Raw genomic sequence first — 21,829 nt, 5'->3', positions numbered from 1 at the left:
GTCACGGGGGAAGGTTTGACTGGCCACTGTGACAGCACTTCGTTGGCCGTATCTGTGAATGGGCGCGCGAGGAATGACACGACAATTTCAGCCTGTTCAAAAACCTCGGACTGCTGCGCAATATCCGTCCCTGTCAGCCGCGACGACATGGAGTCGGTGCAAGTCGCTATCAACAAAACCGGTGCGTCTTGCAGCTATGCGCCACTGTTGCTCAATAGCTGGCGGCATGTTTGCTTGCGGGAGACCCGATTTGGTGGGTCGGACGGATGTGACTACTGAATAGCCCGGAAAGGGGACAGTGATCGTTCCCTCGCTCCGCGTGGGAATGCATCCCGTGACGCTCCGCGTCACCATTGCGCAAGTGCCGGATGTTGCGCTGAAAGCAGGACGCGGAGCTTCAGGGGTGGGGTCGCAATCTGTACCACGAGGCCTAACTAGCCGCCGCAATCAATCCGCGTCGTTCCAAAGCCACTTGCGCCTCCTCTGGATTCATCCGCACCAGGTTCACCGGGATGGATTTCGCCGCCGGTGTGTTACTGCGGCTATCCCGATTCGCCAGTGGCAGCAAGCCGTTGGTTTCCGGGTAATACGCGGCGCAACAGCCTTGCGGTACGTCGAAGGGGATAACTTTGAAGCCGGGCGCACGACGCGGCGTTGTCATGTCGAGGGCAGTCTGGAATTCGACATAATCCCCCGCCTTGAGCCCCAGGCGCTCGATGTCCTGCGGGTTGAGCATCACCACCATGCGGTCGCCGTAGATACCCCGGTAACGGTCATCGTTGGAATACACCGTGGTGTTGAACTGGTCATGGCTGCGGATCGTCATCAACTGCAGATGATCAGCGCCCGGCGGCGTGTCGTCCTCGTCAAAAACCCCTGCAGGAAAGAGGAAGTTGGCCTTGCCTGACTCGGTGTTCCACTTGCGCTCGCTGGCGCCATTGGGCAGGCGGAAACCGCCGGGCTCCTTGATGCGCTGGTTGAAGTCATAAAACTGCTCGGGCAGCACTGCTTCGATTTTGTCGCGAATGCGCGCGTAATCGCTCACGTAGCTGTCCCAATCCACGTTGGGGTTGGGCGCAAGCGTCGCCTTGGCCATACCGGCGATGATCGCCACTTCGGAGATCAGGTGTTTCGACGCAGGTTCCAGCATGCCGGTGGAGCCGTGCACCATCGACATCGAGTCCTCGACCGTCACGGTTTGCGCCACACCGTTCTGCATGTCCAGCTCCGAGCGGGCTATACACGGCAGCAGAAACGCTTTCTGGCCATGTACCGTTGCGCTGCGGTTGAGTTTGGTATTGACCAGCACGGTCATTTTCAAGCGGCTGACGGTCGGACAGACCACGTCGATATCCGGGATGGCCCGGAAGAAATTGCCGCCCATTGAAATAAACGCTTCGATCTCGCCGCGCAGCAGCGCTTCACAGGCTTCGGCCACATCATGCCCACCTTTGCGGGACGCTTCGAAACCGAACACCTTGCTCATGCTGGCCAGGAACGGCTCGCCGGCTTTTTCGTAGATACCCATGGTGCGGTCACCCTGCACATTGGAGTGGCCGCGAATAGGGCAAGCACCCGCGCCCAGCTTGCCGATGTTGCCGCGTAACAGCAGCAGATTAATGATCTGCTGCATCGCGTCGCCACCGCGCTTGTGTTGAGTGATGCCCATGCCCCAGCAACAGATGACCCGCTCCGACCGCATATACACCGCCGCCACATCCTCCAGCGCCTGACGCGTCAGGCCCGAATGACGCTCGATGATTTCCCACGGCAGCTGTCGGCAATAATCGGCGAACGGCTCAAGGCCGTGGGTGTGCTCGTCGATGAAGGCGACGTCCAGCACACGGGGCAGCCCTTCACGCTGAGCCGCATCGTCCGCTTCAATCACCGCCTTGCAGATGCCCTGCAGGGCAATCATGTCGCCGCCGATCCTGACCTGATGGTACTGGGAACTGATCTTGACGCCGCTGCGACTGAGCATGTCGCGCGGGTCCTGGGGGGATGCAAAACGCACCAAGGCCTTTTCGCGCAACGGGTTGAACGAGATGATGCTCGCGCCACGGCGTGCGGCGGCATGCAGCTCGGACATCATGCGCGGGCTGTTGGTCCCGGGGTTCTGACCGAAGATGAAAATGGCGTCGGCGTTCTCGAAGTCTTCCAGCGTCGTGGTGCCTTTGCCTACGCCGATCGACTCGGGAAGGGCCACGCTGGTGGTTTCGTGGCACATGTTCGAGCAGTCAGGAAAGTTAGCCATGCCATACAGGCGGCCAAACAACTGATACAGAAACGCCGCCTCGTTTGAGGTACGCCCCGAGGTGTACAACTCCAGTTTCCACGGGTCGCTCAGTTGGCGCAGCTCTTGCCCGATCTCGGCGAACGCCTCGTCCCAACTGACGGGCAGGTATTTGTCGCTGCCCGCGTCATAACGCATCGGCTCGGTGATACGGCCCTGATCTTCCAGGGCGTGATCGCTCCAGGTGGCCAGCTCACTCACCGTATGTTCAGCGAAGAACTCCGGCGTGACGCGTTTTTTGGTCGACTCCCAAGCCAGTGCCTTGGCACCGTTCTCACAGTATTCAAAGGTGTGCGGCTTCTTCGGGTCTGGCCATGCACAGCTGGGGCAGTCGAAACCGTCCGGCTTGTTCATGGACAGCAGGGTACGGTTGCCCTTGAGCAGGACGTGCTGGTGTAGCAGGTGCTTGTTGACGGCGTTTAGGGCAGGCCAGCCGCCGGCGGCGGAGCCGTCGGACTGGGAGCCTTGGAGCTGGGGATTTTTGGGTTCAGACATTGCGGAGGTTCTCCCTGTTGACGCCCGTGGAGGCGTGGTGCGTATGGTTGTGATGCATACGCATGGGGAGAATTCGGCTTGATCGACGAGCGTTAGCGACCAGGTGGATGGGTGGGAGGTTCAGTCAGAATGGCGGCGGGTGTGGTCGGATCGATCATGGCTGGGCGATTGTATGCAGCGCTTCCATCTGCCTGATCCAGGCATCGAATCGAGCGCATTGTTGCCGAATGATCGGCAGTCCGATCTCAATGGCAGCAAGTGAACCGTGCAACGGTTTTTCATAGCCGGCGTACAGCTTCTGCAATCTTTTGCTCGGCGCGGTCATCGGGCTGTTGTTAATCGCTTCCGGCGTTTCAAACTCATTTCGTATGTGCAAAAAACGGTCTTCGAGGGCCGGCTGGTTGATCCCGACAGCTAACCCTGTGGGGCAACTGAATAGCAGACCCTCGAATTCATACATTTGCACGTAGGGAATGAATCGACGCATGGCTTCATCACCCAGTTTGTTCGCCAACTTCTCCACCATCGCTTCAAGCAGGCACTCAGCTTTTTCATCCATGGTGTTCCTGCCACCGGCATTCGCCTTGCCAGGGAATTCTTCGGGTAGGCCATAAAAGTCAAAAAACGTGGTGCAATATGCCTGACGGTCACCTAGCAGGCGCTTTTCAACATCGCTGAGCAGACGTTCGAAACGAAAGTTGCCGCCCTTGTGGCCGGGCTTCCCGATCAGCGCGGGCATCAGGTAAATATCCAAGTGCTGGAAGGCTAGAGCCAGCACCTCGTTGATGAACATCTCTTCTGTCTGGCCCTCGCAGATCACGTGGACTCGAATCATTTACGCGGCCTCCCGCCCAGGATGTTTTTCTCCCACAACTCACCTACCGAATAATCGTCCAGCCATGTTTCGAAGGCTTTTTCGTCGAGACGCTTGAAGACGGTTGCGCCTTTTTCCCGCTCGACGATGATCAGGTCGTCGATTGAAAACTCGTTCACCAGAGGCACTGACTGCGTTGAGACAATCACCTGCATTCGGGTGGAGGCTGATCGCAGCAGTGAACCCAGTAGGGTGATGGCGTAGGGATGCAGGCCGAGTTCCGGCTCATCAACGATGATGGTCGATGGCGGGTCGGGCTGGAGCAGGGCGGTTACCAGGCATATGAAACGGATCGAACCGTCCGACAGTTGGCTCGGCCAGAAGGTGTAGTCGCTGTCCTTCTGACGCCATTGCAGGTTGATCAGTTCTTCCTGGCTGTCCAGTCGCACAGGCTTGAGCACAAAGTCGTCGAAGAATGGAATCGCCAGTTGGATCGTTTTTCGGATCTGCTCATACACCTCAGGCGTTTCGGTGGCTAAACGATGCAGATAGGCCGCCAGGTTCGACGCGTCTGGACGCAGATAGTCGTCGATATGGGCCGGTCCCCAGCGTTTGACGCTCGCGGTTTCGCTGGTGTCGTGGAAGTGGAAAATCTTCCAGCTGGAAATTGATTCGTAGCAGTACGCCACTACGTTGTTTTTGTAGGGGGCTTGGAACTGCTTGATGTCGTAGGCTTTTTTAAGCTTGGTCTCCTGATGCCCGGAGCCCAGCGGAATCCACTCGGACCCATACATGGGGCCGTCAAAAAAGAGCCGCTCATTGGAAAAAACAAAGTCACCATCCACGGTCGGCTCCAACTCGAACTCATAGCCGTTCAAGCCAAAATGGACATAGGAACTGATCTGCTGAGTTTCCTTGACGCCGAAGCTGACAACGCGGTCTGCCGAACCTTGTTGGGTCGTCCACTTTTTAAGGCGCAACTCCATCATTTCGCTGAGCATGCGAAAGTAGGAAACGAAGCTGCTCTTGCCCGCACCGTTGGCACCCAGCAGCACGTTCAGGCTGCCCAGGTGCAAGTCTTCAAGGTTCTTGATGGACTTGAAGCCTTTAATGGTGAGCCGGCTGATCGGGTTCTTTGTGCTCATTGCTGCTTGATTCCTTGGCCGGCGCTGCATTGAGTGCAAAGCCGCTGTCGTTGATAGCTGTGGCGGATTCTGCCATTGATTTTGGACGCTGGCTTCCCGCTTGATGACGCCATCCTAACGTTAATTTTTACTAGCTAATACCGGTGCTTTGGCTCGTGGGCATGCAGTCACGGCAACGTCGCATTTCGATATGGATCAAGTGGCTGTCGCGTAGGTCGCAGTGTGGAGGCTGAATTGGGAGAAAGCTGCGTAGCTATAAAGACTGCTTCTCTTAGTCAAGGGCGGCTATCGGCCGATGGTGTTGAAAAAGTCGGTTTTCCCAAAGTACTCGAATATTGATGCATGAAAACACCTCTGTTGCACGCTGCTACGTGAAATCCGAGTCCTGAACCTTCTGCCAAAAATTCAGATTTCAATCTCAGGCGCGTACTTTTCTGGCGTGGAATTCAAAGCCGACTTTTTCAATACAATCGGCCAGAAGCGGACATTCCGTCTATTACAAACCAAGACCAGAACGCTTAGGGCTTGCGCTGGTTCGAACCTTTCTTGGAGGGTTCAGTGGCAGTATTTGCGCGATGGCAAATCCGACTTCGAAACAGGTGAAGCCAAGGATCAAAAAACTGGCTCCGTGGGCTACCGCGAATAGTTGCCAGATAGTGAACAGTATTCTCGCCAGTGCGTCATATAAACCAATGCTGCGGCTCGGCTCTCGTAGCCGCCAGAGCGACCAGACCACCACCACGCTGCCCAGCAGGTTGGCGAATAACATGGCGGTAACGTCCAGTGTCGGTACTGGTCGGTCCAATGCAAGCATGCCGGAGAGCACGGCGAAGCCTTTAAAAACCAATCCTGCGGTCCAGGGCGTCATAAAGCCCGCGGTAACTACCAAGTCATAGAAAGCGCTGACCCGGACAATTTGTAGATTTCTATTTACGCTGATCATAATGGCCCCTTACAGTTCGAGCCCGCAGGCTAAAGCCTGGTGTTAGGTCCAGAGTCAACGCGAGATTGAAATTTTATGAAGATCGGAGAAGTGGCAGCCCACATGGGGGTGTCAGTCGACGCCCTAAGATTTTATGAAGAGAAAGGCTTGATCAAGCCGCTTCGTGCTGCCAACGGCTATCGGTTTTATCCCGAGCAGACGCTGCAACTGGTGGGGTATATCAAGCTGGCGCAGCAGCTTGGATTTTCGCTAAGAGAGATTGGCGAAAATTTGCCATTGCTGTGGGAGAGCGAAGGTGCCTCCGACGACCTGTTGACTCAGTTATTTGAAGAGAAAATCGCTTTACTGGATGAGCGTATCGGACAAATGCAAACGCTGCGCAATCTCCTTGCCGAGCAAGCAGTGCAGATATGTCCGTTAATGGGCACCCGTCCAGCTGCCTCTGCCTGAATGACCGATCCCCTTGCGGGAAACCTTTCGCCACAGATCCGACCTTCCAGCCCCAGCCGTTCCCGCGCTACCTTCCACCGTCGCTTCCAATCCAGCGACCGGACCTGATAATCCGAAAACAATAGGCTCACTTACTTAGGAGCTTATCAATGAGCGTTTCTGATCAGTCGTACCCTCGCAATTCCGCAGTCCACGCCTCCACCCACCTGGGAGGTGCCCAATGATCAACCCACCCCTCAACAAAACCCTCGGCGTCATCACCTTTTCCACCTGCGGCAAAGAGCCCGACCTCCACCGTCTATTTCGCGTCAATTCCGGCGTTCCCATCCGCGATGCCTTGGAACACGCCTCCGAGCTTCTCCACTGTTCAAAAATGCTGGCATTGGATGCAGCAATGGACACAGGCGCGGACCGTTTTGCCTGGGGCGCGCATTATTTGGGAGAGATGGCGAAGGCGGTGGTGGATGATTTGGCGAATGGGATGTTGCCGAATGGGATGACGGAGGAGGGGGATTCGGTTGGGGTGTAGGCAGGTAGTTTGAGGGTGTTGGGGCTGGCGCAATCGCAGGCAAGCCAGCTCCCACATTTGGACTGTGTTTCAGGCTCGTGGTGCGGTGAGCGATGAATCAGCTAACCACTCACTTTTCTACAGACGAAAAAAAAGACCTTGAATTTCAAGGTCTTTCTTTAAGATGGTGCCCCGAGGGAGACTCGAACTCCCACTCCTTTCGAAAACGGATTTTGAATCCGCCGCGTCTACCAATTCCGCCATCAGGGCTCAATGGCGGCGAAGTATAGAGATGAGATTACCGTTGGTCAATCACGTTTCATGGTCAATTTTCACTATTTCCGCTAGACTTCCCGGCCCTGCTAGACGAACCCCATCATGCGCGTTGCTGACTTTACTTTTGAGCTCCCTGATTCGCTGATCGCTCGCCACCCGTTGGCCGAGCGTCGCGCCAGTCGACTGCTGACCCTGGACGGGCCGAGCGGTGCCCTCGCACACCGTCAATTCACTGATTTGCTTGAGCATTTGCGCCCGGGCGATTTGATGGTGTTCAACAATACCCGGGTGATTCCGGCGCGGCTGTTTGGCCAGAAAGCGTCCGGCGGAAAGCTGGAAATTCTGGTGGAACGGGTCCTGGACAGCCATCGTGTGCTGGCCCATGTGCGCTCCAGCAAGTCGCCGAAACCGGGGTCGAGCATCCTCATAGATGGCGGTGGCGAGGCCGAGATGGTCGCGCGCCATGATGCGTTGTTCGAGCTCAGGTTTGCCGAGGAAGTGTTGCCGTTGCTGGAGCGTGTCGGCCATATGCCGTTGCCTCCTTATATAGACCGCCCCGACGAAGACGCGGACCGCGAGCGCTATCAGACGGTGTACTCCCAGCGCCTCGGTGCTGTGGCGGCGCCGACGGCCGGGTTGCATTTCGATCAGCCGCTGCTGGATGCGATTGCCGCCAAGGGCGTCGAAAGCGCTTATGTGACCCTGCACGTGGGGGCCGGCACGTTTCAGCCGGTGCGTGTGGAGAACATCGAAGACCACCACATGCACAGCGAATGGCTGGAAGTCAGCCAGGACGTCGTGGATGCGGTTAACGCGTGCAAGGCGCGCGGTGGGCGGGTGGTGGCGGTGGGCACCACCAGCGTGCGCTCGCTGGAGAGCGCGGCGCGCGATGGCGTGCTCAAGCCGTTCAGCGGCGACACCGATATCTTCATTTATCCGGGCCGGCCGTTTCATGTGGTCGATTGCCTGGTGACCAACTTCCATTTGCCGGAATCCACGCTGTTGATGCTGGTGTCGGCCTTTGCCGGTTACCCGGAAACCATGGCTGCTTATCAAGCGGCCATCGCCAACGAGTACCGCTTTTTCAGCTACGGTGATGCGATGTTTATCACCCGCAACCCGGCGCCGCGCGGCCCTGAGGACAACTTATGAGTCGTATGTCGTTTGAATTATTGGCCACCGACGGTAAAGCTCGTCGTGGTCGCGTGACTTTCCCGCGCGGCACCGTGGAAACCCCGGCGTTCATGCCGGTCGGCACCTATGGCACCGTCAAGGGCATGCTGCCGCGTGACATCGTTGCCACTGGCGCCGAGATCATCCTCGGCAACACCTTTCACCTGTGGCTGCGCCCCGGCACGGAAGTGATCAAGAAGCATGGCGACCTGCATGACTTCATGAAGTGGCAGGGCCCGATCCTCACCGACTCCGGTGGTTTCCAGGTGTTCAGCCTGGGCGCCATGCGCAAGATCAAGGAAGAGGGCGTGACCTTCGCCTCGCCGGTGGACGGTTCCAAGGTGTTCATGGGCCCGGAAGAATCGATGCAGGTGCAGCGCGACCTGGGCTCCGACATCGTGATGATTTTTGACGAGTGCACGCCGTACCCGGCTGACGAAGACGTCGCGCGCATTTCCATGGAGTTGTCGTTGCGCTGGGCGCAGCGTTCGAAGAATGCCCACGGCGATAACACCGCGGCGTTGTTCGGTATCGTCCAGGGCGGCATGCATGAAAGCCTGCGCAAGCGCTCGCTGGAAGGCCTCGACAAGATCGGCTTCGACGGCCTGGCCATCGGCGGTTTGTCGGTGGGCGAGCCCAAGCATGAAATGATCAAGGTGCTGGATTACCTGCCGGGCCTGATGCCGTCTGACAAACCTCGTTACCTTATGGGCGTTGGCAAACCGGAAGATCTCGTAGAGGGTGTGCGCCGCGGTGTGGACATGTTCGATTGCGTGATGCCAACCCGTAATGCCCGCAATGGGCATCTGTTCATCGATACAGGCGTGCTGAAGATCCGTAACGCGTTCCATCGCCATGATGATTCGCCGCTGGATCCCACCTGTGACTGCTACACCTGCCAGAACTTCTCCCGTGCTTATCTGCACCATCTGGACAAGTGCGGGGAAATGCTGGGTAGCATGTTGAATACCATCCACAATTTGCGTCATTACCAAGTCCTGATGGCTGGTTTGCGCGAGGCTATTCAACAGGGTACATTGGCCGCCTTCGTCGATGCCTTCTATGCCAAGCGCGGGCTCCCTGTGCCGCCCTTGGACTGAGTTTCCCGACCCTAAGATTCACTATTTGCAACTGGAGTGCTAAATGAGCTTTTTTATCTCTAACGCCATGGCTGACGCCGCTGCGCCTGCCGCTGCCGGCCCGATGGGCGGTGGTTTCGAGTGGATTTTCCTGGTCGGCTTTCTGGTCATCTTCTACCTGATGATCTGGCGCCCACAGGCCAAGCGCGCCAAAGAGCAGAAAAACCTGCTGGGCAGCCTGCAGAAAGGCGACGAAGTCGTGACCACTGGCGGTATCGCCGGCAAGATCACCAAGGTTTCCGATGCTTTCGTGGTACTGGAAGTCTCCGACACCGTGGAAATGAAGTTCCAGAAGGGCGCCATCGCCGCCACGCTGCCTAAAGGCACGCTCAAAGCGATCTAAGTAACAACCTTTACCAATCGACGGGGCGCGCAAGGCGCCCCGCGTTATAAGCGGGCGGCGTGATGCTGAACAAATACCCTCTGTGGAAATACGTACTGATCCTGGCGGTGCTGGCGGTCGGTTTTATTTATTCCGCTCCCAATCTCTATCCTGATGACCCGGCGATCCAGATCTCTGGCGCCAGCACTTCGCTGCAGGTCAACCAGGCTGATCTGGAACGCGCGAGCAAAGCGCTCAACGACGCGGGCATCCAGGTTAAAGCGGCAACATTGGCGGCTGGTGCGAAGGGCGGCTTGTTGCGCCTTACCAAGCAAGAAGACCAATTGCCGGCCAAAGACGTCGTGCGCAAGGTCATGGGTGATGACTATGTTGTCGCACTCAACCTGGCACAGACCACGCCACAATGGTTGCGCAGCATTGGCGCGCACCCGATGAAGCTGGGTCTGGACTTGTCCGGTGGTGTGCACTTCCTGCTGGAAGTCGACATGGACAAAGCCCTCGACGCACGCCTGAAAGTCTATGAAGGCGACGTGAAGAGCCTGCTGCGCAAAGAGAAGCTGCGTTATCGCAGCCTGCCGCAGCTCAATGGCGCCATTCAGTTGGGCTTTGCTGACGAAGCATCCCGCGAACAGGCCCGTGCGCTGATCCGCAAGAACTTCAACGATTTCGACATCGTGCCAGCCGACTTGAATGGTCAGGCTGTGCTGCGTCTGGCGATGAGCCCGGCCAAGATCGCGGAAATCCGCGAATACTCCATCAAGCAGAACTTGACCACGGTGCGTAACCGCGTCAACGAGCTGGGTGTGGCCGAGCCGATCGTGCAGCGCCAGGGCGCCAACCGCATCGTGGTTGAATTGCCGGGCGTGCAGGACACCGCTGAAGCCAAGCGTATCCTGGGTAAAACCGCCAACCTTGAATTCCGCCTCGCGGCTGAGCCGGGTGCTTCGCGCGCCACTTCCGAAGAATTCGAATTCCGTGAAGGTAACCGTCCTCCGGCGCTGATCGAGCGTGGCTTGATCATCACCGGTGACCAGGTCACTGACGCCAAGGCTGGTTTCGATTCGCAGCACGGCACCCCTGAAGTGAACATCCGCCTGGATGGTCACGGCGGCGAACTGATGAGCCGCGCCACGCGCAGCAACGTCGGTCGCAGCATGGCGGTGATCTTCATCGAGCAGCGCCCTGTTACCACCTACACCAAGCAGATGGTCAACGGCGTCGAGAAAGACGTGCCGGTGCAGACCTTCAAGGAAGAGAAGAAGATCATCAGCCTGGCGACCATCCAGTCGCCGCTGGGTGCGCAATTCCGCATCACTGGCCTGAACGGCCAGGGCGAGTCCTCCGAGCTGGCGCTGCTGCTGCGTGCAGGTGGCCTGGCCGCGCCGATGTACTTCGCTGAAGAGCGCACCATCGGCCCGAGCCTGGGTGCCGACAACATCACCAAGGGTGTCGACGCGGCACTGTGGGGCATGCTGTTCGTGTCCTTGTTCATCATCGCCATCTATCGCTTCTTCGGCATCATTGCCACCGTGGCCCTGGCGGGCAACATGGTGATGCTGCTGGCGCTGATGTCGCTGCTGGGCGCTACGCTGACCCTGCCGGGTATCGCCGGTATCGTGCTGACCATGGGTATGGCGGTGGACGCCAACGTGCTGATCTTCTCGCGGATCCGTGAAGAGATCGCGGCGGGCATGACCGTACAGCGTGCAATCAACGAAGGCTTCGGCCGGGCATTTACCGCGATTCTCGACTCCAACCTGACCACTTTGCTGGTCGGCGGGATTCTCTTTGCCATGGGCACAGGCCCAGTCAAAGGTTTTGCGGTGACCATGTCCCTCGGTATCTTTACCTCGATGTTCACGGCCATCATGGTGACCCGCGCAATGGTCAACCTGATCTTTGGCGGACGTGACTTCAAGAAGTTGTGGATTTAAGGGGCTGCCATGTTACGTACAATCAACTTCATGGGCGTTCGCAACATTGCGTTCGGCGCCACCGTGCTCCTTACCGTTCTGGCCTTGTTCAGCTGGTTCCATAAGGGCCTGAACTACGGCCTGGACTTCACCGGCGGTACGCTCATCGAGCTGACCTACGAGAAGCCGGCCGACGTCACCCTGGTGCGCAACGAGCTGGTCAAGGCCGGCTATCACGAGGCGGTGGTGCAGAGCTTCGGCGCCACTACCGACCTGCTGGTGCGCATGCCTGGCGAAGACCCGCAACTGGGTCACCAGGTAGCCGAGGCCTTGCAGAAGGTCGGTGGCGACAACCCGGCATCGGTCAAGCGCGTCGAGTTCGTCGGCCCGCAAGTGGGCGAAGAGCTGCGCGACCAGGGCGGCCTCGGCATGCTGATGGCGCTGGTCGGCATCATGATCTACCTGGCGTTCCGCTTTCAGTGGAAGTTCGGTGTCGGCGCCATTGTGTCGCTGATCCACGACGTGATCGTGACCGTGGGCATCCTGGCCTACTTCCAGATCACGTTCGACCTGACGGTGTTGGCGGCGGTGCTGGCGATCATTGGTTACTCGCTCAACGACACCATCGTGGTATTCGACCGGGTTCGCGAGAACTTTCGCGTACTGCGCAAGGCAACGTTGATCGAGAACATCAACATCTCCACCACCCAGACGCTGCTGCGGACCATGGCCACGTCGATCTCCACCTTGCTGGCGATCGCGGCACTGATGATCTTCGGTGGCGACAACCTGTGGGGCTTCTCCCTGGCACTGTTCATCGGCGTGCTGGCGGGTACCTACTCGTCGATCTACATCGCCAACGTGGTGCTGATCTGGCTGAACCTGAACAGCGAAGACCTGATCCCTCCGGCCAGCACTGGCAAGGAGGTCGACGACCGTCCTTGATGGGCGTTTGTTGATCAGCGGTTACAAGAAAGGCGCGAGATTGAACTCGCGCCTTTTTTTTGGCTCCAAGGCTGGGTATAGCGCGGATCTTTCGATCCGTTTGTGATGGTCAGGAGGTTCAACGTGAACAAGTCGTTGCTGGTTGGTGCGGTATTGGGTGCTGTCGGTGTGACTGCCGGGGGTGCTGTTGCCACCTACAGCCTGGTAAAAAGCGGCCCTGAGTATGCGCAAGTGCTGGCGGTGCAGCCGGTAAAAACCCAGATTAAAACCCCGCGTGAGGTCTGCAAGGACGTCACAGTCACCCGGCAGCGTCCGGTGCAGGATCAACATCAAATCGCCGGTACCGTGGTCGGCGCCCTTGCTGGTGGACTGTTGGGTAATCAGATCGGTGGCGGTAACGGCAAGAAGCTCGCCACCGTAGCGGGTGCGGTCGGTGGTGGTTATGCCGGTAACAAGGTTCAGGAAGGCATGCAGAACCGCGATACCTATACGACGACCCAGACGCGTTGTAATACCGTGAACGACATCAGTGACAAGGTGGTTGGGTATGACGTGCGTTATAACCTGGACGGCAAGGAAGGTACGGTGCGTATGGAGCGTGATCCAGGTGGTCAGATCCCAGTGGACAAGGAAGGGCGTCTGATCCTCGGTCAGAATCAGCAGTAATCTGAGTCTGGCGCAGGCCTCAAAGCTTGTGAGCTTCATAATGTGGGAGGGGGCTTGCCCCCGATAGCGGTGGATCAGTACCAGATATTCTGACTGACATACTGCAATCGGGGGCAAGCCCCCTCCCACACTTGTTAAGTGTTGCTGCTGATGTATGGACCTGGCTCAAATCCCAGGCATAAAAAAAGCACCCCGAGGGGTGCTTTTTTATGCTCGCTCGCTTAGCGCTTCAGCGAAGCCGGCAGGTGCGGCTGGATCGCCGTCAGCACTGCCTTGAAGCATTTGGTGTTGCCGGCAACCACATGGCCTTTCTCAAGGAAGTCATGACCGCCGGTGAAGTCGCTCACCAAGCCGCCCGCTTCCTGGATCAACAGGGCGCCCGCAGCCATGTCCCACTCCGACAGGCCCGACTCCCAGAACGCATCAAAACGACCGGCGGCAACGTAAGCCAGGTCCAGGCTCGCTGCACCAGCGCGACGGATACCCGCGGTCTGGCCAACCAGGGCGCGGAACATGCCCAGGTAGTTTTCCAGGTTGTCCATTTGATCGTCACGGAACGGGAAGCCAGTACCCAGCAGGGCGCCATCCAGGCTGGTGCGCCCGCTCACGCGCAGGCGACGGCCATTGAGCTGGGCGCCACGGCCACGGCTGGCGGTGAATTCTTCCTGGCGAACCGGGTCGAGAACGACGGCGTGTTCCAGGCGGCCACGGTATTTGCAGGCAATGCTCACGGCAAAGTGCGGGATGCCGCGCAGGAAGTTGGTGGTGCCATCCAGTGGGTCGATGATCCACAGGTAGTCTTCGCCTTCGCCGCTGCCTTTGTGCAGGCCGGTTTCTTCACCGAGGATGCCGTGGGTAGGGTAGGCCTTGCGCAGGGCGTCGATGATTTTCTGTTCGGCGGCGCGATCCACCTCGGATACGTAATCCTTGGCGTCTTTTTCGTCGACCTTGATGGTATCCAGGCGCTCGATAGAGCGGAAGATCAATTCACTGGCGCTGCGGGCGGCGCGCAGCGCGATATTCAGCATGGGCTGCATGGATGTGTCACCTAAGGTTGTTAAAGAAAGCCGGGCATTCTAGCAGAAACTTTCTTCAGGTGAAGGACGACGTTAGCTTTCATGGCATAACCTTGGGCGGTTCTGTAAGATTTGCTCCCCTTTCCCGTGTCCGAGAGCGCCTCCCTTGCTGCAAAACATTCGTGTCGTCCTGGTCAATACCAGTCATCCCGGCAACATCGGCGGGGTGGCGCGTGCCATGAAAAACATGGGGCTGACGCGCCTGGTGCTGGTCGAGCCGCGTGTGTTTCCGCACCACGAGGCCGATGCCCGCGCATCCGGCGCCAATGACCTCCTGGAAAACGCCCAGGTTGTCGCCACCCTGGAAGATGCCCTGGTCGGCTGCAACCTGGTGCTCGGCACCAGCGCCCGTGATCGTCGCATTCCCTGGCCGCTGCTGGACCCGCGTGAGTGCGGTACCAAAGTGGTGGAAGAGGCGGCGGGCGGTGCAGAAATCGCGTTGGTGTTTGGCCGTGAAGACTCCGGCCTGACCAACGAAGAGCTGCAACGATGTCATTACCACGTGCACATTCCATCAGACCCTGAGTTCAGTTCCCTGAACCTCGGCGCGGCAGTGCAGGTGCTGACTTATGAGGTGCGCATGGCCTGGCTGGCGGCTGCCGGTCAGCCAAGCAAGATGGAAAAGGACGAAGTTGCATCGACCAAAAGTGGCGAGCTCGCCACCATGGACGAGCTGGAACGCTTCTATGAGCACCTGGAGCAAACCCTGGTGGCCATCGAGTTCCTCGATCCTGAAAAGCCACGGCACTTGATGGCGCGCCTGCGTCGCCTTTACGGGCGCAGCTCGGTCAGCCGGGCGGAAATGAATATATTGCGTGGCATCCTCACGGAGACCCAGAAAGCGGCCCGTGGCGAGCTCCTTAAGCGGAAGGATTAAAAATGTTCGAGCGTTTGCGAGAAGATATCCAGAGTGTTTTCCACCGTGACCCGGCGGCGCGCAACGCCTTTGAAGTGCTGACCTGCTACCCGGGCATGCATGCGATCTGGATTCATCGTTTGTCCGGCGCCTTGTGGGGTATGGGTTGGAAATGGCTGGCGCGGCTGGTGTCGAACTTCGGGCGCTGGTTGACCGGGATCGAGATTCATCCGGGCGCCAAGGTCGGGCGTCGTTTCTTTATCGACCATGGCATGGGCATCGTGATTGGCGAGACGGCTGAAATTGGCGATGACGTGACCCTCTATCAGGGTGTCACCCTGGGCGGTACCACCTGGAATAAAGGCAAGCGCCACCCGACCCTGGGCGACGGGGTAGTGGTGGGGGCGGGTGCCAAGGTACTCGGCCCGTTCACCGTAGGCGCCGGCGCCAAGGTGGGCTCCAATGCCGTGGTGACCAAGGCAGTGCCGCCCGGTGCCACGGTGGTGGGCATTCCTGGACGGATCATCGTCAAGCCGGAAGTGGGCGATGAGCAGGAGGCCAAGCGCAAGGCCATGGCCGAAAAGATCGGCTTCGATGCCTACGGCGTCAGTGAAGACATGCCCGACCCGGTGGCGCGCGCCATCGGCCAGTTGCTTGACCACCTGCAAGCGGTGGACGGCAAGCTGGACGGGATGTGCGGCGCGCTGAAGGAATTGGGCAGCAGCTACTGCGCAAAAGAGCTGCCTGAGCTGCGCGAAGAAGACTTCGCCGAGATCAAGAGCGAGGCGGCCACCAAGGCAAGCTGAGCTCTCACCACCACCACAAAACCAATGTGGGAGGGGGCTTGCCCCCGATAGCGGTGGGTCAGTCAGTGAAATATTGGCTGGCACACCGCTATCGGGGGCAAGCCCCCTCCCACATTTGGTCTTCATAGTGTCTGGAATTGCTGACCGTCCGCTGCCGCTGTTCCTCCCCACCCCATCCTGCTATGATTCGCGCGCCCTTTTTACGGGTAATCCTGACTAAAGTACTAGGTCTTATAGTTGACTTAAATACTCGGGAATCGCATACTTGCTCCCATTCTGAAACACCTTGGTACTTGTCCATGAGACTGACTACAAAAGGCCGATACGCGGTGACTGCCATGCTCGACCTGGCTTTGCACGCGCAAACTGGGCCGGTGTCCCTGGCCGATATCTCCGAGCGCCAAGGCATTTCCCTGTCCTACCTCGAGCAACTGTTCGCTAAATTGCGCCGTAGCAACTTGGTTTCCAGCGTGCGGGGGCCAGGTGGTGGCTACCAGTTGTCCCGCGACATGCAGGGCATTCAGGTGGCCCAGGTGATCGACGCGGTCAACGAATCCGTCGACGCCACCAAATGCCAGGGCCTGGGTGACTGCCACGCCGGCGACACCTGCCTCACGCACCACTTGTGGTGTGATTTGAGCCTGCAGATCCATGAGTTTTTGAGTGGTATCAGCTTGGCTGATCTTGTGACTCGCCGTGAGGTGCAAGAAGTAGCCCAGCGTCAGGACCAGCGCCGTTGCAACACCAAGGCGCCGCGTCTGGACAAGATCGAAGCGTCCGCCGTCGAGTGACAGCCGCAGAGCTAACGGCACGCCAGCCAGCCTGATTTAGGAGAAAGTCCATGAAATTGCCGATTTACCTTGATTACTCAGCGACCACCCCGGTTGATCCGCGTGTCGCGCAAAAAATGAGCGAATGCCTGCTGGTTGACGGAAACTTCGGCAACCCGGCCTCCCGTTCCCACGTATTCGGCTGGAAAGCCGAGGAAGCGGTCGAGAACGCTCGTCGCCAGGTCGCCGACCTGGTTGGCGCAGACCCGCGTGAAATCGTCTGGACCTCCGGTGCCACCGAGTCCGACAACCTGGCAATCAAGGGCGCGGCGCATTTCTATGCGACCAAGGGCAAGCACCTGATCACCACCAAGATTGAGCACAAGGCTGTCCTCGACACCATGCGCCAACTGGAGCGTGAAGGTTTTGAGGTCACCTACCTCGAGCCGACCACCGACGGTATCGTCACCCCGGCCATGATCGAAGCCGCGCTGCGTGAAGACACCATCCTGGTTTCGGTGATTCACGTGAACAACGAAATCGGCACCATCAACGACATCGAAGCGATTGGCGAACTGACCCGTTCCAAGGGCATTCTGCTGCACGTCGACGCTGCTCAGTCCACCGGCAAGGTCGACATCGACCTGTCCAAGCTGAAAGTCGACCTGATGTCGTTCTCGGCCCACAAGACCTACGGCCCTAAAGGCATCGGCGCGCTGTACGTGAGCCGCAAGCCTCGGGTGCGTATCGAAGCGACCATGCATGGCGGCGGTCACGAGCGCGGCATGCGTTCCGGCACCCTGGCGACCCACCAGATCGTCGGCATGGGCGAAGCCTTCCGCGTCGCCAAGGAAGACATGGCGGCCGAAAACGTGCGCATCAAGGCCCTGAGCGATCGCTTCTACAAGCAGGTCGAGAACCTTGAAGAGCTGTACATCAACGGCAGCATGACTGCCCGCGTACCGCACAACTTGAATTTGAGCTTCAACTACGTCGAAGGCGAGTCGCTCATCATGGCGCTCAAGGACCTGGCGGTATCGTCCGGTTCGGCCTGCACCTCGGCGTCCCTTGAGCCTTCGTATGTATTGCGCGCGTTGGGCCGCAACGACGAACTGGCACACAGCTCGATCCGCTTTACCTTCGGCCGCTTCACCACTGAAGAGCAAGTCGACTACGCCGCGCAGAAAGTCTGCGAAGCCGTCAACAAGCTGCGCGTTCTGTCGCCGCTGTGGGACATGTACAAAGACGGTGTCGACATTTCCAAGATCGAGTGGGCGGCACACTAAATATAGAAGCCGCCACCCAAGCTCTGTAGGAACGTGGCGGTCAACGCAGGCGTTTCTACAGGGTTCCAGAGCGGCCCTGATGAGTGAGGATTCAGTACCATGGCTTACAGCGAAAAGGTCATCGACCACTACGAAAACCCGCGCAACGTCGGCAAGATGAACGCGGAAGATCCTGATGTCGGCACTGGCATGGTTGGCGCTCCGGCGTGCGGCGATGTGATGCGCCTGCAGATCAAGGTCAACGACGCTGGCGTTATCGAAGACGCCAAGTTCAAGACCTACGGCTGCGGTTCGGCCATCGCCTCCAGCTCCCTGGCGACCGAATGGATGAAAGGCAAGACCCTGGATGAGGCTGTCACCATCAGCAACACCCAGCTGGCCGAAGAACTGGCCCTGCCGCCGGTGAAAATTCACTGCTCGGTACTCGCCGAAGACGCCATCAAGGCGGCCGTTCGCGACTACAAGCAGAAGAAAGGCTTGATCTAAGTATTTGGCGACGAGTAAGGAGTCAACGATGGCTATCAGCATGACAGAAGCGGCTGCGCAGCACATTCGCCGCTCCCTGAATGGGCGCGGTAAAGGTGAGGGGATTCGTCTGGGTGTTCGCACCACGGGCTGTTCCGGCCTTGCCTACGTGCTGGAGTTTGTCGACGAGGTGGTTGAAGAGGATCAGGTGTTCGAAAGTCACGGCGAGAAAGTGATCATCGACCCAAAGAGCCTGACCTACCTGGACGGCACCGAACTCGATTTCGTCAAGGAAGGGTTGAACGAAGGCTTCAAGTTCAACAACCCCAACGTACGCGGTGAATGTGGCTGCGGCGAAAGCTTCAACATCTGAGGCTTCTTGTGGGTACTCCTTGTCATTTCGCTTTATTCGAGTTGCAACCGAGCTTTCGGCTGGACCTCGAGCAGCTTGCTACGCGCTATCGAGAATTGGCGCGTGGCGTGCATCCGGACCGTTTCGCTGACGCTTCCGAGCGTGAGCAGCGCCTGGCGCTGGAGCAATCGGCCAGCCTCAACGAAGCCTATCAGACGCTGAAAAGCCCCCCCAAGCGCGCGCGTTATTTGCTTGCGATGAAGGGCGGTGAGTTGCCGATGGAAGTCACCGTGCATGACCCGGACTTCCTGATGCAACAGATGCAATGGCGCGAAGAACTTGAAGAGTTGCAGGACGAAGCCGATGTGGCTGGAGTCGCGGTCTTCAAGCGGCGTCTGAAAACCGCCCAGGATGAGCTTAACGAAAGCTTCGCAGCCTGTTGGGATGATGCGGCGCAACGCGAGCAGGCCGAGCGCCTGATGCGGCGCATGCAGTTCCTCGACAAGCTCACCTACGAAGTGCGCCAGCTAGAAGAGCGCCTCGACGATTAACCCAGTGCTGCCCGTGATGCACGCCTGATAGACAGATAAGACCTGATTACCATGGCTCTACTGCAAATCGCCGAACCCGGCCAAAGCCCTCAACCACACCAGCGTCGCCTGGCGGTCGGGATTGACCTGGGCACCACCAATTCCCTGGTCGCCGCCTTGCGCAGCGGCCTGTCCGAACCGCTGCCCGATGCCGATGGCCAGGTGATCCTGCCATCCGCCGTGCGTTATCACGCCGACCGCATCGAAGTGGGCGAGTCGGCCAAGCTGGCAGCCTCTACCGACCCCTTGAACACCGTGCTGTCGGTCAAGCGCTTGATGGGCCGTGGGTTGTCCGACGTCAAGCAATTGGGCGACCAGCTGCCGTACCGCTTTGTCGGCGGCGAATCCCATATGCCGTTCATCGACACCGTCCAAGGCCCGAAAAGCCCGGTGGAAGTGTCAGCCGATATCCTCAAGGTGCTGCGCCAACGTGCGGAAACCACCTTGGGCGGCGAACTGGTCGGTGCGGTGATCACCGTCCCGGCGTATTTCGATGACGCGCAGCGCCAAGCCACCAAGGACGCGGCGAAACTAGCCGGTCTGAACGTGCTGCGCCTGCTCAATGAGCCGACTGCGGCTGCTGTGGCTTACGGCCTGGATCAGCATGCTGAAGGCCTGGTCGCGATTTACGACCTGGGCGGCGGTACTTTTGATATTTCAATCCTGCGCCTGACCGGCGGCGTCTTCGAAGTGCTGGCCACCGGCGGTGACAGCGCCCTCGGCGGTGACGACTTTGATCACGCCATCGCGAGCTGGATCATCAGCAGTGCAGGCTTGTCTGCCGACCTGGACCCAGGTGCACAGCGCAGCCTGCTGCAAACCGCCTGCGCCGCCAAGGAGGCGCTAACGGATGCTGCAACCGTTGAAGTTTCCTACGGTACCTGGTCGGCCCAGCTGACACGCGAAGCCTTCGATGCGTTGATCGAGCCGATGGTCGCCCGCAGCCTGAAAGCCTGCCGCCGCGCCGTGCGAGACTCCGGTATCGAACTGGAAGAGGTCGGTGCCGTGGTCATGGTGGGCGGTTCCACCCGCGTTCCGCGCGTGCGTGAAGCCGTCGCCGAAGCCTTTGGCCGCCAGCCGTTGACTGAAATCGACCCGGACCAAGTCGTCGCCATTGGCGCCGCGATCCAGGCCGATACCCTGGCCGGCAACAAGCGCGATGGTGGCGAATTGCTGCTGCTTGATGTGATTCCGTTGTCCCTGGGCCTGGAAACCATGGGCGGCCTGATGGAAAAGGTGATTCCACGCAACACCACCATTCCCGTCGCCCGTGCTCAGGACTTCACCACGTACAAAGATGGCCAGACGGCCATGATGATCCATGTGCTGCAAGGCGAGCGCGAGCTGATCAGCGACTGCCGCTCCCTGGCGCGCTTTGAATTGCGCGGTATCCCGGCCATGGTGGCGGGCGCGGCGAAGATTCGCGTGACCTTCCAGGTGGACGCCGATGGCCTGCTCAGCGTGGCTGCGCGGGAGTTGGCCTCAGGCGTTGAAGCCAGCATCCAGGTCAAGCCGTCCTACGGGCTGACTGACGGCGAAATCGCCAAGATGCTCAAGGACTCGTTCCAATATGCCAGCGACGACAAGGTCGCCCGCGTGTTGCGTGAGCAGCAAGTCGACGCCCAGCGCCTGCTCGAAGCGGTGCAGGGCGCCCTTGAGGCTGACGGCGAACGCCTGTTGGATAGCGAGGAGCGCATGGTCATCGACCTGCAGATGCAGGAACTGGCCGAACTCATGAAAGGCACCGATGGTTACGCCATCGAGCAGCAGACCAAGCGTCTGTCGCAAGTGACCGATGCCTTTGCCGCCCGTCGTATGGACCAGTCGGTAAAAGCCGCCCTGGCGGGCCGCAACCTGAATGAACTTGAGGATTAACTGATGCCGCAGATCATTTTTCTGCCACATGCCGAGCATTGCCCGGATGGTATGGTCGTGGAGGCTGAGACCGGCAAGTCCATCCTTGAAGTCGCCCACGACAATCATATCGAGATCGAAAGCGCCTGCGGCGGTGTGTGTGCCTGCACCACCTGCCACTGCATCATCCGCGAAGGCTTCAACAGCCTGGAAGAGGCCGATGAGCTGGAAGAAGACTTTCTTGACCGCGCCTGGGGCCTGGAAGCGACTTCTCGCCTGAGCTGTCAGGCCAAGGTCGGCACTGAAGACATCACTGTCGAAATTCCGAAGTATTCGCTCAACCATGCGGCCGAAGCGCCGCATTGATTCAAGGAAATGTCATGAGCCTGAAATGGGTTGATGTACAAGAAATCGCTATACAACTTGCTGAAGCTCATCCTGAGGTCAATCCTCTGACAGTGAACTTCGTCAAGCTGCGCAACCTCGTGATGGCGCTGCCGGAATTCGACGACATCCCGGACCGGGGTGGCGAAAAGGTTCTGGAGGCGATCCAGGGTCTGTGGATCGAAGAAGCAGGCGACTGAGCCGCCTTTTTACGCAGTTAGGCAATACCCAATAACCCGCGTATAATTCGCGGGTTTAATTTTTCGTAAATTACCGTTTCTGGAGTT

23 protein-coding genes and 1 tRNA gene are annotated in these 21,829 nt (G+C 58.7%); 18 read left to right on the top strand and 6 right to left on the bottom strand.

Annotated elements, in window-relative coordinates:
* Positions 1-430 precede the first annotated feature (430 nt).
* The 4 genes from C4J93_RS21865 to C4J93_RS21850 form a co-directional block, all read right to left on the bottom strand.
* Positions 431-2,788 carry an FdhF/YdeP family oxidoreductase gene (locus tag C4J93_RS21865; RefSeq protein WP_124430438.1) on the bottom strand — a complete coding sequence of 786 codons (2,358 nt, stop codon included), beginning with the start codon at positions 2,786-2,788 and terminating at the stop codon, positions 431-433.
* Between the two features lie 154 nt (positions 2,789-2,942).
* Entirely contained in the window at positions 2,943-3,623 is a 681-nt protein-coding gene (locus C4J93_RS21860; protein WP_124430437.1) for a DUF4276 family protein, read from the bottom strand.
* Positions 3,620-4,777: an AAA family ATPase gene (locus tag C4J93_RS21855; protein ID WP_256660099.1), complete on the bottom strand. Its 1,158-nt coding sequence runs from the start codon at positions 4,775-4,777 to the stop codon at positions 3,620-3,622. The genes C4J93_RS21860 and C4J93_RS21855 overlap by 4 nt, the downstream gene beginning before the upstream one ends.
* A gap of 466 nt (positions 4,778-5,243) precedes the next feature.
* Positions 5,244-5,690, bottom strand: a complete 447-nt coding sequence (locus tag C4J93_RS21850) for a hypothetical protein (protein WP_124371771.1) — start codon at positions 5,688-5,690, stop codon at positions 5,244-5,246.
* 75 nt (positions 5,691-5,765) lie between these two features.
* Between C4J93_RS21850 and C4J93_RS21845 the strand changes: the two genes are divergently transcribed.
* On the top strand, positions 5,766-6,140 hold the full coding sequence (locus C4J93_RS21845; RefSeq protein WP_124371770.1) for a MerR family transcriptional regulator: 375 nt from the start codon (positions 5,766-5,768) through the stop codon (positions 6,138-6,140).
* A 220-nt stretch (positions 6,141-6,360) separates the two neighbouring features.
* Complete coding sequence (locus C4J93_RS21840) at positions 6,361-6,669, top strand: DUF3077 domain-containing protein (protein ID WP_124430436.1); 309 nt, start codon at positions 6,361-6,363, stop codon at positions 6,667-6,669.
* Positions 6,670-6,833: 164 nt separating this feature from the next.
* Here the strand turns inward: C4J93_RS21840 and C4J93_RS21835 are convergent.
* Positions 6,834-6,918: transfer RNA gene (locus C4J93_RS21835), tRNA-Leu, on the bottom strand.
* A gap of 108 nt (positions 6,919-7,026) precedes the next feature.
* On the opposite strand from C4J93_RS21835, the gene queA reads away from it, so the two are divergent.
* From queA to C4J93_RS21805, 6 genes are all read left to right on the top strand, one after another.
* Positions 7,027-8,076, top strand: a complete 1,050-nt coding sequence (gene queA / locus C4J93_RS21830; RefSeq protein ID WP_124368266.1) for a tRNA preQ1(34) S-adenosylmethionine ribosyltransferase-isomerase QueA — start codon at positions 7,027-7,029, stop codon at positions 8,074-8,076.
* A 5-nt stretch (positions 8,077-8,081) separates the two neighbouring features.
* Positions 8,082-9,197: a tRNA guanosine(34) transglycosylase Tgt gene (gene tgt, locus C4J93_RS21825; RefSeq protein WP_164485297.1), complete on the top strand. Its 1,116-nt coding sequence runs from the start codon at positions 8,082-8,084 to the stop codon at positions 9,195-9,197.
* Between the two features lie 43 nt (positions 9,198-9,240).
* Positions 9,241-9,579 (top strand): preprotein translocase subunit YajC, encoded by a 339-nt coding sequence (gene yajC / locus C4J93_RS21820; protein ID WP_003175975.1) that lies wholly within the window; start codon positions 9,241-9,243, stop codon positions 9,577-9,579.
* A gap of 62 nt (positions 9,580-9,641) precedes the next feature.
* Positions 9,642-11,513, top strand: coding sequence for a protein translocase subunit SecD (secD, locus tag C4J93_RS21815; protein ID WP_124371768.1), 1,872 nt, complete (start codon positions 9,642-9,644; stop codon positions 11,511-11,513).
* A 9-nt stretch (positions 11,514-11,522) separates the two neighbouring features.
* Entirely contained in the window at positions 11,523-12,437 is a 915-nt protein-coding gene (gene secF / locus C4J93_RS21810; protein WP_124368263.1) for a protein translocase subunit SecF, read from the top strand.
* 123 nt (positions 12,438-12,560) lie between these two features.
* Complete coding sequence (locus tag C4J93_RS21805; protein ID WP_005791197.1) at positions 12,561-13,103, top strand: glycine zipper 2TM domain-containing protein; 543 nt, start codon at positions 12,561-12,563, stop codon at positions 13,101-13,103.
* A gap of 221 nt (positions 13,104-13,324) precedes the next feature.
* Here the strand turns inward: C4J93_RS21805 and suhB are convergent, their stop codons facing one another.
* Entirely contained in the window at positions 13,325-14,140 is an 816-nt protein-coding gene (suhB, locus tag C4J93_RS21800; RefSeq protein ID WP_003175971.1) for an inositol-phosphate phosphatase, read from the bottom strand.
* Between the two features lie 145 nt (positions 14,141-14,285).
* Between suhB and trmJ the strand changes: the two genes are divergently transcribed.
* From trmJ to iscX, 10 genes are all read left to right on the top strand, one after another.
* On the top strand, positions 14,286-15,056 hold the full coding sequence (trmJ, locus tag C4J93_RS21795) for a tRNA (cytosine(32)/uridine(32)-2'-O)-methyltransferase TrmJ (RefSeq protein WP_124368262.1): 771 nt from the start codon (positions 14,286-14,288) through the stop codon (positions 15,054-15,056).
* A 2-nt stretch (positions 15,057-15,058) separates the two neighbouring features.
* Positions 15,059-15,841: a serine O-acetyltransferase gene (gene cysE, locus C4J93_RS21790; protein WP_124430435.1), complete on the top strand. Its 783-nt coding sequence runs from the start codon at positions 15,059-15,061 to the stop codon at positions 15,839-15,841.
* 299 nt (positions 15,842-16,140) lie between these two features.
* Entirely contained in the window at positions 16,141-16,632 is a 492-nt protein-coding gene (gene iscR / locus C4J93_RS21785) for a Fe-S cluster assembly transcriptional regulator IscR (RefSeq protein ID WP_003194020.1), read from the top strand.
* Positions 16,633-16,682: 50 nt separating this feature from the next.
* Positions 16,683-17,897 (top strand): IscS subfamily cysteine desulfurase, encoded by a 1,215-nt coding sequence (locus C4J93_RS21780; protein WP_057723964.1) that lies wholly within the window; start codon positions 16,683-16,685, stop codon positions 17,895-17,897.
* Positions 17,898-17,996: 99 nt separating this feature from the next.
* On the top strand, positions 17,997-18,383 hold the full coding sequence (gene iscU / locus C4J93_RS21775) for a Fe-S cluster assembly scaffold IscU (protein WP_003175965.1): 387 nt from the start codon (positions 17,997-17,999) through the stop codon (positions 18,381-18,383).
* A 28-nt stretch (positions 18,384-18,411) separates the two neighbouring features.
* Positions 18,412-18,735 carry an iron-sulfur cluster assembly protein IscA gene (gene iscA, locus C4J93_RS21770; RefSeq protein ID WP_003209680.1) on the top strand — a complete coding sequence of 108 codons (324 nt, stop codon included), beginning with the start codon at positions 18,412-18,414 and terminating at the stop codon, positions 18,733-18,735.
* A gap of 8 nt (positions 18,736-18,743) precedes the next feature.
* Entirely contained in the window at positions 18,744-19,265 is a 522-nt protein-coding gene (hscB, locus tag C4J93_RS21765; protein ID WP_014719822.1) for a co-chaperone HscB, read from the top strand.
* A 51-nt stretch (positions 19,266-19,316) separates the two neighbouring features.
* Positions 19,317-21,179, top strand: coding sequence for a Fe-S protein assembly chaperone HscA (gene hscA, locus C4J93_RS21760; RefSeq protein ID WP_124430434.1), 1,863 nt, complete (start codon positions 19,317-19,319; stop codon positions 21,177-21,179).
* 3 nt (positions 21,180-21,182) lie between these two features.
* Positions 21,183-21,524 carry an ISC system 2Fe-2S type ferredoxin gene (fdx, locus tag C4J93_RS21755; protein ID WP_057723961.1) on the top strand — a complete coding sequence of 114 codons (342 nt, stop codon included), beginning with the start codon at positions 21,183-21,185 and terminating at the stop codon, positions 21,522-21,524.
* Positions 21,525-21,538: 14 nt separating this feature from the next.
* Positions 21,539-21,742, top strand: coding sequence for a Fe-S cluster assembly protein IscX (iscX, locus tag C4J93_RS21750; RefSeq protein WP_124430433.1), 204 nt, complete (start codon positions 21,539-21,541; stop codon positions 21,740-21,742).
* Positions 21,743-21,829: the final 87 nt, after the last annotated feature.

The sequence above is a fragment of the Pseudomonas sp. R2-37-08W genome (assembly GCF_003851705.1).
Taxonomy (GTDB): domain Bacteria; phylum Pseudomonadota; class Gammaproteobacteria; order Pseudomonadales; family Pseudomonadaceae; genus Aquipseudomonas.
Note: the sequence above shows the minus strand (reverse complement) of the source record. Positions and strands in the feature narration are given on the sequence as shown.

Excerpts from the sequence above, each read along its gene's own strand:
- C4J93_RS21840 (WP_124430436.1), top strand. The coding sequence starts at position 6,361 with ATGATCAACCCACCCCTCAACAAAACCCTCGGCGTCATCACCTTTTCC.
- fdx (WP_057723961.1), top strand. The coding sequence starts at position 21,183 with ATGCCGCAGATCATTTTTCTGCCACATGCCGAGCATTGCCCGGATGGT.
- iscX (WP_124430433.1), top strand. The coding sequence starts at position 21,539 with ATGAGCCTGAAATGGGTTGATGTACAAGAAATCGCTATACAACTTGCT.
- yajC (WP_003175975.1), top strand. The coding sequence starts at position 9,241 with ATGAGCTTTTTTATCTCTAACGCCATGGCTGACGCCGCTGCGCCTGCC.
- hscA (WP_124430434.1), top strand. The coding sequence starts at position 19,317 with ATGGCTCTACTGCAAATCGCCGAACCCGGCCAAAGCCCTCAACCACAC.
- C4J93_RS21780 (WP_057723964.1), top strand. The coding sequence starts at position 16,683 with ATGAAATTGCCGATTTACCTTGATTACTCAGCGACCACCCCGGTTGAT.
- queA (WP_124368266.1), top strand. The coding sequence starts at position 7,027 with ATGCGCGTTGCTGACTTTACTTTTGAGCTCCCTGATTCGCTGATCGCT.
- C4J93_RS21850 (WP_124371771.1), bottom strand. The coding sequence starts at position 5,690 with ATGATCAGCGTAAATAGAAATCTACAAATTGTCCGGGTCAGCGCTTTC.
- iscA (WP_003209680.1), top strand. The coding sequence starts at position 18,412 with ATGGCTATCAGCATGACAGAAGCGGCTGCGCAGCACATTCGCCGCTCC.
- C4J93_RS21855 (WP_256660099.1), bottom strand. The coding sequence starts at position 4,777 with ATGCAGCGCCGGCCAAGGAATCAAGCAGCAATGAGCACAAAGAACCCG.
- cysE (WP_124430435.1), top strand. The coding sequence starts at position 15,059 with ATGTTCGAGCGTTTGCGAGAAGATATCCAGAGTGTTTTCCACCGTGAC.
- tgt (WP_164485297.1), top strand. The coding sequence starts at position 8,082 with ATGTCGTTTGAATTATTGGCCACCGACGGTAAAGCTCGTCGTGGTCGC.
- secF (WP_124368263.1), top strand. The coding sequence starts at position 11,523 with ATGTTACGTACAATCAACTTCATGGGCGTTCGCAACATTGCGTTCGGC.
- secD (WP_124371768.1), top strand. The coding sequence starts at position 9,642 with ATGCTGAACAAATACCCTCTGTGGAAATACGTACTGATCCTGGCGGTG.
- C4J93_RS21860 (WP_124430437.1), bottom strand. The coding sequence starts at position 3,623 with ATGATTCGAGTCCACGTGATCTGCGAGGGCCAGACAGAAGAGATGTTC.
- C4J93_RS21865 (WP_124430438.1), bottom strand. The coding sequence starts at position 2,788 with ATGTCTGAACCCAAAAATCCCCAGCTCCAAGGCTCCCAGTCCGACGGC.
- iscU (WP_003175965.1), top strand. The coding sequence starts at position 17,997 with ATGGCTTACAGCGAAAAGGTCATCGACCACTACGAAAACCCGCGCAAC.
- C4J93_RS21845 (WP_124371770.1), top strand. The coding sequence starts at position 5,766 with ATGAAGATCGGAGAAGTGGCAGCCCACATGGGGGTGTCAGTCGACGCC.
- suhB (WP_003175971.1), bottom strand. The coding sequence starts at position 14,140 with ATGCAGCCCATGCTGAATATCGCGCTGCGCGCCGCCCGCAGCGCCAGT.
- iscR (WP_003194020.1), top strand. The coding sequence starts at position 16,141 with ATGAGACTGACTACAAAAGGCCGATACGCGGTGACTGCCATGCTCGAC.